General features: G+C 74.7%; 7 protein-coding genes and 2 pseudogenes. 4 read left to right on the top strand and 5 right to left on the bottom strand.

Annotation, left to right across the window (positions count from 1 at the left end):
* Both CCN56_RS35695 and CCN56_RS35690 read left to right on the top strand, forming a co-directional pair.
* Positions 1–526: pseudogene (locus tag CCN56_RS35695) on the top strand (SGNH/GDSL hydrolase family protein); the annotation flags it as partial.
* Positions 523–4,116: a hydantoinase B/oxoprolinase family protein gene (locus CCN56_RS35690; protein ID WP_086831915.1), complete on the top strand. Its 3,594-nt coding sequence runs from the start codon at positions 523–525 to the stop codon at positions 4,114–4,116. The pseudogene CCN56_RS35695 and the gene CCN56_RS35690, both read left to right, overlap by 4 nt.
* 21 nt (positions 4,117–4,137) lie before the next feature.
* On the opposite strand, the gene CCN56_RS35685 is transcribed toward CCN56_RS35690, so the two are convergent.
* From CCN56_RS35685 to CCN56_RS35665, 5 genes are read right to left on the bottom strand one after another with little or no spacing between them, the layout of a single operon-like run.
* Positions 4,138–5,001, bottom strand: coding sequence for a biotin-dependent carboxyltransferase family protein (locus tag CCN56_RS35685; protein WP_086831914.1), 864 nt, complete (start codon positions 4,999–5,001; stop codon positions 4,138–4,140).
* The gene (gene pxpB / locus CCN56_RS35680) at positions 4,998–5,618 is read right to left on the bottom strand and encodes a 5-oxoprolinase subunit PxpB (protein ID WP_086831913.1); all 621 of its coding nucleotides are present in this window, start codon (positions 5,616–5,618) and stop codon (positions 4,998–5,000) included. The genes CCN56_RS35685 and pxpB overlap by 4 nt, the downstream gene beginning before the upstream one ends.
* Complete coding sequence (locus CCN56_RS35675; RefSeq protein ID WP_086831912.1) at positions 5,615–6,379, bottom strand: LamB/YcsF family protein; 765 nt, start codon at positions 6,377–6,379, stop codon at positions 5,615–5,617. Before CCN56_RS35675 ends, pxpB begins: the two co-directional genes overlap by 4 nt.
* A gap of 50 nt (positions 6,380–6,429) precedes the next feature.
* On the bottom strand, positions 6,430–7,218 hold the full coding sequence (locus CCN56_RS35670; protein ID WP_086831911.1) for a putative hydro-lyase: 789 nt from the start codon (positions 7,216–7,218) through the stop codon (positions 6,430–6,432).
* Positions 7,215–8,495: an MFS transporter gene (locus tag CCN56_RS35665; protein ID WP_086831910.1), complete on the bottom strand. Its 1,281-nt coding sequence runs from the start codon at positions 8,493–8,495 to the stop codon at positions 7,215–7,217. Before CCN56_RS35665 ends, CCN56_RS35670 begins: the two co-directional genes overlap by 4 nt.
* A gap of 161 nt (positions 8,496–8,656) precedes the next feature.
* Here CCN56_RS35665 and CCN56_RS35660 point away from each other — a divergent pair, with 161 nt between their 5' ends.
* Together CCN56_RS35660 and CCN56_RS35655 are read left to right on the top strand one after the other, a co-directional pair.
* Complete coding sequence (locus CCN56_RS35660) at positions 8,657–9,367, top strand: GntR family transcriptional regulator (RefSeq protein ID WP_086831909.1); 711 nt, start codon at positions 8,657–8,659, stop codon at positions 9,365–9,367.
* A gap of 88 nt (positions 9,368–9,455) precedes the next feature.
* Positions 9,456–9,754 (top strand): annotated as a pseudogene (locus tag CCN56_RS35655) (hypothetical protein); the annotation flags it as partial.

Here is a 9,754-nt window from a genome sequence, read left to right as displayed (position 1 = left end):
CGCCCTCGGGGCCGTACTCCTGACGGCGTGTCTTCCCGATCCGGGCCGGATGCTCGGGCTGCCGCCGCCCCTGGCGCGCCCGCTCGCCCGCCGCCAGCGCTCCGTCAACGCGGTCGTGCACGCGCTGTCCGCCCGGTACGGGGCCGTCCACCTGCACCTCGCCGACCCCGCCTGGACCGAGGACCGCGCCCTGTGGAGCGCCGACCGGCTCCACCCGGGCGAGCGCGGGCACCGGGCCGTCGCCGCCGGCTTCCACGGGCTCCTCGCCGCCCGGGGACTCGTCCACGGCGCCCCGCCCTCGACGGAGCCCGCCCAGCCGCCGCCGACCCGCACCGAGGCCCTGCTCTGGCTCGCCACCGCCGGCACCGGCTGGGTCCTGCGCCGCAGCCGCGACCTGCTCCCGCAGCTCCTCCTGCTCGCCGGCGCCGAACTGCGCCACTGGGCCGACGGCACCGGCACCGCACCCCTCGACGCGCGCGCGGAAGACGCCCTCGCGGCGGCGCTCGCGGCCACAATGGGGAGATGACCGGGCGCTGGGAGTTCTGGATCGACCGGGGCGGCACCTTCACCGACGTCGTCGGGCGACGGCCCGACGGCCGGCTCGTCACCCGCAAGGTGCTCTCCCACGACCCCACACGCAGTCGGGACGCGGCCGTCGCCGGCATCCGCCTCCTCCTCGGCCTCGGCCCGGACGAACCCGTCCCCGCCGACCGGATCGCCGTCGTCAAGATGGGCACCACCGTCGCCACCAACGCCCTCCTGGAGCGGCGCGGCGAACCGACCGTGCTCCTGGTCACCGAGGGCTTCCGCGACGCGCTCCGCATCGCCTACCAGAACCGACCCCGGCTGTTCGACCGCCACATCGTGCTGCCCGAGGCGGTGTACGCGCGCGTGATCGAGGTCCCCGAGCGGATCGACGCCCACGGCGGCGTCGTCCGCCCGCTCGACGGGACCGCCGTCGCCGAGGCGCTCGCCGCCGCGCACCACGACGGCTTCCGCTCCGCCGCCGTCGTCCTCCTGCACGGCTACCGGCACCCCGAGCACGAGACCCGGGTCGCGGAGGCGGCCCGCGCCGCGGGCTTCACACAGGTCAGCTGCTCGCACGAGGTCAGCCCGCTCATCAAGATGATCCCGCGCGGGGACACCACCGTCGTCGACGCCTACCTCTCGCCGATCCTGCGCCGGTACGTCGACGAGGTCGCCCGCGAACTCGCCGGAATCCGCCTCATGTTCATGCAGTCCAACGGGGGGCTCCGCGAGGCCGCCCACTTCCGCGGCAAGGACGCCGTCCTGTCGGGACCGGCGGGCGGCGTCGTCGGCATGGCCCGCACCTCGGCGCAGGCGGGACACGACCGCGTCATCGGCTTCGACATGGGCGGCACCTCCACCGACGTGTCGCACTACGCGGGCGCCTTCGAGCGTGAACTCGGCACGCAGGTCGCCGGGGTGCGCATGCGGGCGCCCATGATGAGCATCCACACCGTCGCGGCGGGCGGCGGCTCCGTCCTCCACTACGACGGCCGCCGCTACCGCGTCGGCCCCGACTCGGCCGGCGCCGTCCCCGGACCCGCCTGCTACCGCCGCGGCGGCCCCCTGACGGTCACCGACGCCAACGTCATGCTCGGGCGCGTCCAACCCGCCCACTTCCCCGCCGTCTTCGGCGAGAGCGGCGACCTTCCCCTCGACGCCGAGGTCGTACGGGAGCGGTTCACCGCCCTCGCCGAGGAGGTCGGCGGCGGCCGCACCCCGGAGGAGGTCGCCGCCGGCTTCCTGGAGATCGCCGTCCTCAACATGGCCAACGCCGTCAAGAAGATCTCCGTGGAACGCGGCCACGACGTCACCCGGTACGCCCTCACCAGCTTCGGCGGCGCCGGCGGCCAGCACGCCTGCGCCGTCGCCGACGCCCTGGGCATCGACACCGTCCTCGTACCCCCGCTGGCCGGAGTGCTCTCGGCGTACGGGATCGGGCTCGCCGACGCGACCGCGATGCGGGAGCGGTCCGTCGAGGCCGAACTCGACGCCGACGGCACCCATGACCGTGTGACCGCCCTCTGCGCCGAACTCGCCGACCGCACCCGCGGGGAGCTGCGCGCCGACGGACTGCCGGACGAGGCGATCACCACACACGCGCGCGTACTCCTGCGGTACGCGGGCACGGACGCGAGCCTTCCCGTCGACCTCGCACCACCCGACGAGCTGAAAACCGCGTTCACGGACGTTCACCGTGCGCGGTACGCCTTCACCCTGGACCGGCCGCTCGTCGTCGAGGCCGTCGTCGTCGAGGCCGTCGGCACGGCGGGACCGCACGGCCCGGTCCTCGTGGACACCGGAGAGCGGACCGGCGCCCTCGCGCCCCTCGCCACCGTCCGGATGCACAGCGCCGGCACCCCCCACGACACCCCGCTCCACCGGCGCGAGGACCTGCGGCCAGGCGACCGTGTCGACGGGCCCGCGCTCCTCGCCGAGGCCGACGCCACGACCGTCGTCGACACCGGCTGGCGGGCCACGGCGACCGAAGAAGGCCACCTCAGGCTGCACCGCGTCGTCCCCCGCCCCGCGCGCGTGGCCGCCGGCACGGACGTGGACCCCGTCCTCCTGGAGGTCTTCAACAACCTCTTCATGTCCATCGCCGAGCAGATGGGCGTCCGCCTGGAGAACACCGCCCAGTCCGTCAACATCAAGGAACGCCTCGACTTCTCCTGCGCCCTCTTCGACGCCGAGGGCAACCTGATCGCCAACGCCCCCCACATCCCCGTCCACCTCGGCTCCATGGGGGAGTCCATCAAGGAGGTGCTCCGCCGACGCGGGGACGACCTGCGCCCCGGCGACGTGTACGCGATCAACGACCCGTACCACGGCGGCACCCACCTCCCCGACGTCACCGTCGTGACCCCGGTGTTCGACGACAAGGGGCAGGAACTCCGCTTCCTGGTCGCCTCGCGCGGACACCACGCCGAGATCGGCGGCATCACCCCCGGCTCCATGCCCGCCTTCAGCCGGACCGTCGACGAGGAGGGCGTCCTCTTCGACAACTGGCTCCTCGTACGCGACGGCCGGCTGCGCGAGACCGAGACGCGCGCCCTGCTCACCGGTGCCCGTCATCCCTCCCGCGACCCGGACACCAACCTCGCCGACCTGCGCGCCCAGATCGCCGCCAACGAGAAGGGCATCGAGGAACTGCGCCGCACGGTCGAGGAGTTCGGTCTCGACGTCGTCCAGGCCTACATGCGGCACGTCCGCGCCAACGCCGAGGAGTCCGTACGGCGCATCGTCGCGCGCCTCGACGACGGCGCGTACCGCTACGAGACCGACGGGGGCGCGGTGATCGAGGTGGCCGTCCGGGTCGACCGCGAACGGCGCTCCGCCGTCCTCGACTTCACCGGCACCTCCGACCAGCTACCCGGCAACGCCAACGCGCCCACCGCCGTCGTCATGGCCGCCGTCCTGTACGTCTTCCGCACCCTCGTCGACGAGGACATCCCGCTCAACAGCGGCTGCCTGGAGCCCCTGGAGGTCCGCGTCCCGCCCGGCTCCATGCTCGCCCCCGTCCCCCCGGCGGCCACCGTCGCCGGGAACGTCGAGACCTCCCAGGCCGTCACGGGCGCGCTCTACGCGGCCCTCGGCGTCCAGGCCGAGGGCTCCGGCACCATGAACAACGTCACCTTCGGCAACGCGCGCGTGCAGTACTACGAGACCGTCGCGAGCGGCTCGGGCGCCGGGGACGGCTTCGACGGCGCCGACGCCGTCCAGACCCACATGACCAACTCCCGGCTCACGGACCCCGAGATCCTGGAGTGGCGCCACCCGGTCCGCGTCGACGCCTTCGCGGTAAGGGAGGACAGCGGCGGGCGCGGCCGCTGGCGCGGCGGCCACGGAGTGGAACGGCGGCTGCGCTTCCTGGAGCCGATGACGCTGGCCCTCCTCACCGGACACCGCAGGGTCCCGCCGTACGGGATGGCGGGCGGCGAGCCGGGCGCCCTCGGCGAGAACCTCGTGGAACGCGCCGACGGCACCGTCGAACACCTCGAAGGCGCCGCCACCACGGAGGTGGGCCCCGACGACGTCCTCGTCCTGCGCACCCCCGGCGGCGGGGGCTACGGCCCGCCACCCCTCTGAACCGTCGGCCCCCCCGAGCCCTCAGCGCACCGGCACGAACCGCACCGGCGTCCCCGGGACCGCCTGCGCCGCCGTGCCCAGGTCGGCCTCCCGTACGACCGCGACCACCGGATAGCCCCCGGTCGTCGGGTGGTCCGCCAGGAACACCACCGGGCGCCCGTCCGGCGGCACCTGCACCGCGCCCAGGACCATGCCCTCGCTCGCCAGCTCACCCGGCACGGCCCGCTCCAGGGACGGCCCTTCGAGCCGCAGCCCGATCCGGTTGCTCGCCGGAGACACCCGGTACGCGCGCGTGCTGAAGGTGCGCAGCGCCGCACCGGTGAACCAGTCGTCCCGGGGACCCGGCCGGACCCGCAGGACGAGTTCGTCCGGCGGGCCCGGCCAGGGGGGAGCGTCGACCGACCCCCGTACGGCCGTGGCCGCTCCCAGCGGCAGCACCGCCCCCTCCGCCAGCGGCGCCGGGCCGAGACCCGACAGCAGGTCGGTGGAGCGGCTGCCGAGCACCGGCGCGACGGCGATCCCGCCGCCGAACGCCACGTACGAGCGCAGTCCGCGCACGGCCGCGCCCACCTCCAGGACCGACCCGGCCGCGACCCGGAGCGTCGTCCCCCAGGCGGCCGGACGGCCGTCCACCCGGACCGGGCACGGCGCGCCGCCCACCGCCACGGTCACCGCGCACCGGGGCCGCAGCGCGCACCCGTTGACGGTGGTCTCCAGGACCGCCGCGTCCTCGGCGTTGCCGACGAGCCGGTTGACGAGGCGCCCGGCCGCCGGGTCGAGGGCGCCCGAGCGGGGCACGCCGAGGTGCGCGTACCCCGCGCGCCCCAGGTCCTGCACGGTGGTCAGCGCCCCGGCCCGGACGACGGCGAAGGCCCGGTCGCTCATCGCCCGCCCCCTGCCGTGAACCGGACCCGGGTGCCGGGCGTGAGCAGCGCGGCCGGTTCCCGCTCGGCGTCCCAGAGAACCAGGTCCGTGGTGCCGATCAGCTGCCAGCCGCCGGGGGAGGAGCGCGGGTAGACACCCGTGTACGGCCCCGCCAGGGCGACCGAGCCGGCCGGGACGGCCGTGCGCGGCGTGGCCCGGCGCGGCACCTCGTACCGCTCGCCGAGCCCCGTCAGATAGCCGAAGCCGGGCGCGAACCCGCAGAAGGCGACCCGGAACTCGGCCGCCGTGTGGATCCGTACCGCCGCCTCCACCGACACCCCCCACAGCGCGGCGACCTCCGGCAGGTCGGGCCCGTCGTAGCGGACCGGCACCTCGACGGTCTCGGCCACGCGTGCGTGGAGCGGCGCCGGCTCCCATCCCGTCAGCTCGGACGCGAGCCGCCGCGGATCCTCCACCCCGTCGAGGAGCACGGTCCGCGCCGCCGGCACGATCTCCCGCACGGCGGGCAGCGCACCGGCCGCCCGCCGCCGCAGCAGCTCGGCGTGGAAGGCCTCCGTCGCCCCGCCGTCGTCCAGTTCCACCAGGAGGCCACGGTCGCCCACCCTCAGCACCCTCACGCGAAGGCCTCCACGCGCACGCCGGAGGCTTCCAGCTGCTCCCGGACCCGCCGGGCGAGGCCCACCGCGCCCGGGGTGTCCCCGTGCAGGCAGAGCGACCGGGCCCGGACGGCGACGGAGCTCCCGCAGTGCGCCGTGACGACCCCGAACCGGGCCATGGACACGGCCCGTTCGACGACCTCGTCCGGGTCCGTGACGACGGCCCCCTCCTGCCCCCGTGGCAGCAGGGAGCCGTCCGCCCGGTAGGCCCGGTCGCCGAAGGCCTCGGCGACGACCGGGAGCCCGGCCGCGGCGGCGGCCTCGTGCAGCCGGGACCCCGGAAGACCGAGGACCGGCAGCGTCCGGTCCGCGAGCAGCACGCCGTCGACGACCGCCGCCGCCTGCTCCGCGTCCCGGACCACCCGGTTGTAGAGCGCCCCGTGCGGCTTCACGTACGAGACGCGCGAGCCCGCGGCCCGGGCGAAGACCTCCAGGGCGCCGATCTGGTAGGCCACCTCGGCGGCCAGCTCCGCCGCCGGGACGTCCATCGCGCGCCGCCCGAAGCCGGCCAGGTCGCGGTAGGACACCTGGGCCCCGATCCGTACCCCGCGCGCCGCCGCGAGCTCGCACACCCGCCGCATGGTGGCCGCGTCCCCGGCGTGGAAGCCGCAGGCCACGTTGGCGCTGGTGACGACGGACAGGAGCTGCTCGTCGTCGGTCAGCGTCCAGCGGCCGAAGCCCTCGCCGAGATCGGCGTTGAGATCGATCGGGACCCAGGTCATGTGGTGCTTCCTCTCTCACCTGGTGGTGCGGTGGTACGGGTCGGCGCCGTTCAGACGGCGATGCGGTAGTGCTCGTCCCGGACGTCGGTGACGAACATCCGGCCCGGGGCGTGGGTGATCGCGAACGGCGGGCGCGAGGCCATCACGGCCGCCTGCGGGGTGACCCCGCAGGCCCAGAACACCGGCACGTCCCCCGGCTCGGCCTCGACCGCGTCCCCGAAGTCGGGCCGGTCCAGGTCCCGGATGCCGAGGGCCGCCGGATCACCCGCGTGCACCGGGGCCCCGTGGACGGCGGGCAGCAGACCGCTGATCCGCCGCGCCACCGGGACGAGCTCCGCCGGGACCGGCCGCATCGACACCACCATCGGCCCGTGCAGCCGGCCCGCCGGCCGGCAGGCCCGGTCGGTGACGTACATCGAGACGTTCCGGCCCTGTGCGACATGACGCAGCGGCACCCCCGCCCCGGCCAGCGCCCCTTCGAAGGTGAAGCTGCAGCCGATCAGGAACGAGACCAGATCGCTCCGCCAGTACGCGCGCACGTCCGCCGGCTCGTCGACGAGCCGGCCGTGCTCCCACACCCGGTAGCGCGGGACGTCCGTGCGCAGATCGGCGTCCGGGGCGAGCGAGGTCGTCCAGGAGCCCGCGTCGGTGACGTCGAGCACGGGGCAGGGGCGCGGGTTGCGGGTGCAGAACAGCAGTACGTCGTACGCCCAGCCCGCGGGCACCGCGATCAGATTGGCCTGCGCGTGGCCCGGCGCCCAGCCGGCCGTCGGCCCCGCCGTCCCGGCCCGGGCACGCGCGCGTGCCTCGCGCGGATCGAGAACCACCGCCCTGCTCATACGAGTTCCCTCCCCCGGGTCTCGGGCAGTCCGAGCAGCGCCAGTACGGCCAGGCCGTAGCCGACGGCGCCGAAGACAAGGGCTCCGCCCACGCCCCAGCCCTCGGCGAGGAAGCCGACCAGGGTCGGGAAGACGGCCCCGACCGCGCGCCCCGTGTTGTACGTGAGCCCCTGCCCCGTGCCGCGCACCGCCGTCGGGTACAGCTCCGCGAGGAAGGAGCCGAAGCCGCTGAAGATGGCCGACATGCAGAAGCCGAGCGGGAAACCGAGCAGCAGGAGCAGGGTGTTCGCCCCGGCGGGGAGGTGGGTGTACGCGAGGACGGACACCGCGGACAGCACGGCGAAGAGGACGATGTTCTTCTTCCTGCCGAGCCGGTCGGTGAGGTATCCACCGGTCAGATAGCCGGTGAAGGCCCCGGAGATCAGCAGGGTCAGATACCCGCCCGTGCCGACCACGGTCAGGCCGCGCTCGGTCTTCAGGAAGGTCGGGACCCAGGTGGCGAGCGTGTAGTAGCCGCCCTGGACGCCGGTCGAGAGCAGGATCGCGAAGAGCGTGGTGCGCAGCAGGCCGGGACGGAACACCGCCCGGAACGAGCCGCGCCCCGCGCCGGCCCGACGGGCCTCGGTCGCCTGCGGGGCGTCCTCCACGTTCCGCCGTACGTAGACGACGAGGAGTGCGGGCAGCGCGCCCGTCCAGAAGAGGATCCGCCAGGCGAGATCCGCCTCGGCCCACTGGAAGACCAGGGTGTACACGAGCACCGCGAGCGCCCATCCGGCCGCCCAGGCGCTCTGGACGGTGCCGAGCGTCCGGCCCCGGTGCTTCGCGGAGGCGTACTCGGCGACCAGGATCGCGCCGACGGCCCACTCGCCGCCGAAGCCCAGGCCCTGGAGCGCCCGGAAGACCAGCAGGGTCTCGTAGTTCGGGGCGAAGCCGCAGAGCACGGTGAAGAGCGCGTACGTGACGACCGTGACCATCAGCGCCTTCACCCGGCCGACGCGGTCGGCGAGGACGCCGGCGAGCGCGCCGCCGACCGCCGAGACGACGAGGGTGACGGTGGTCAGGAGGCCGGTCCGGCCCTTGTCGAGGCCGAAGGAGGCGGCGATGGCCACCATCGACAGGGGCAGGGTGAAGAAGTCGTAGGAATCCAGGGCGTATCCGCCGAAAGCGCCGCCGAACGCGCGGCGGCCGCGCGGCCCGAGGCCGCGCAGCCAGGCGAACGCGCCCGTGTCGTCGGGCCGTTCGCCCTGGGAGTGCTGCCGGGTCTGTGTCGTGCTCATCTGCACCTCGCAGGAGAAGGAGGCGTGCCTGAGAGACGTACCGAGGAACCGTGCGGTGCCGTCAAGGTAGAGGATTGTTCAACGATCCGACAAGAGGCGTGTTGTCGCTTCCCGGTTTCTGCGGTTGACTCGGCCGCGGACGACGGAAGGGACGGGGTGCTGTGGACGTGAGTGGAGCCGGGGGACTGGCGGACGACCGCGCACTGCTCGGGCGCACGAGCACGGCGGAGCGGGTCGCGGACATCCTTCGCACCCGGATCGCCGAGGGCTACTTCCCGCCCGGCGCCCGGCTCTCCGAGGAGAGCATCGGCGGCGCCCTCGGTGTGTCCCGCAACACACTCCGCGAGGCCTTCCGGCTCCTCACCCACGAGCGCCTGCTCGTCCACGAGCTCAACCGGGGCGTCTTCGTCCGCGTCCTCGCCGTCGGTGACGTGGACGACATCTACCGCACCCGCCGGCTCGTCGAGTGCGCCGTCGTGCGGGGCCTGGGGCAGCCGCCGTTCGCCGTCGCCGGCCTGGCCGCCGCCGTCGCCGAGGGCGAGGCCGCGGCCCGCGCCGACGACTGGACGGGCGTCTCCACGGCCAACATCCACTTCCACCGCGAGCTCGTCGCCCTCGCGGGCAGCGCCCGCACCGACGAGCTGATGCGAGGGGTCCTCGCCGAACTCCGCCTCGCCTTCCACGTCGTCGACGCCCCGCGCGCACTCCACGAGCCCTATCTCCGGAGGAACCGGGAGATTCTGGACGCCCTGCGCGCCGGTGAACGGGCCTCGGCGGAGCGACTCCTCGCCCGCTACCTCGACGACTCACGCACGCGCGTGGCCGCCGCCTACGCCCAGGCCGTCGACGATCCGGCAGGCCTCGCCGGCTGACGGCACAGCCCGTACGAGGCTACCGAGAGGGCCGGTCGTATCTGCGCCGTTTCGACCGTTGTCAGGGTGAGGACCTAATCTGTGCACCGTGACTTCGCCTGCCTCGACGGACCTCGCTCCGCCCCAGCTCAGCGCGGGGCCGCGCCCCGCGCAGGGCCCGGCCGCCGACGAAGGGCTCGCGCGGCGGCTCCGCGCGCTCGCGTGCACCGCCCCGCTGCACGACCTCGACGCGCGCAAGGCCAATCTGGCCGGCGAGTACACGGTCTACGCGATGGCCGAGGTGGCCCTCGCCGCGATCGACCTCATCACGCTGAACATGGACTTCGACACCGGCGCCGACCACGAGCAGATCGTCGCCCGACTGCTGCCCCGCGTCGCCGCCCAGGC

Origin of the sequence: Streptomyces sp. NRRL B-24572, assembly GCF_002156145.1 — a bacterium.
Classification (GTDB): Bacteria; Actinomycetota; Actinomycetes; order Streptomycetales; family Streptomycetaceae; genus Streptomyces; species Streptomyces vietnamensis.
Note: the sequence above shows the minus strand (reverse complement) of the source record. Positions and strands in the feature narration are given on the sequence as shown.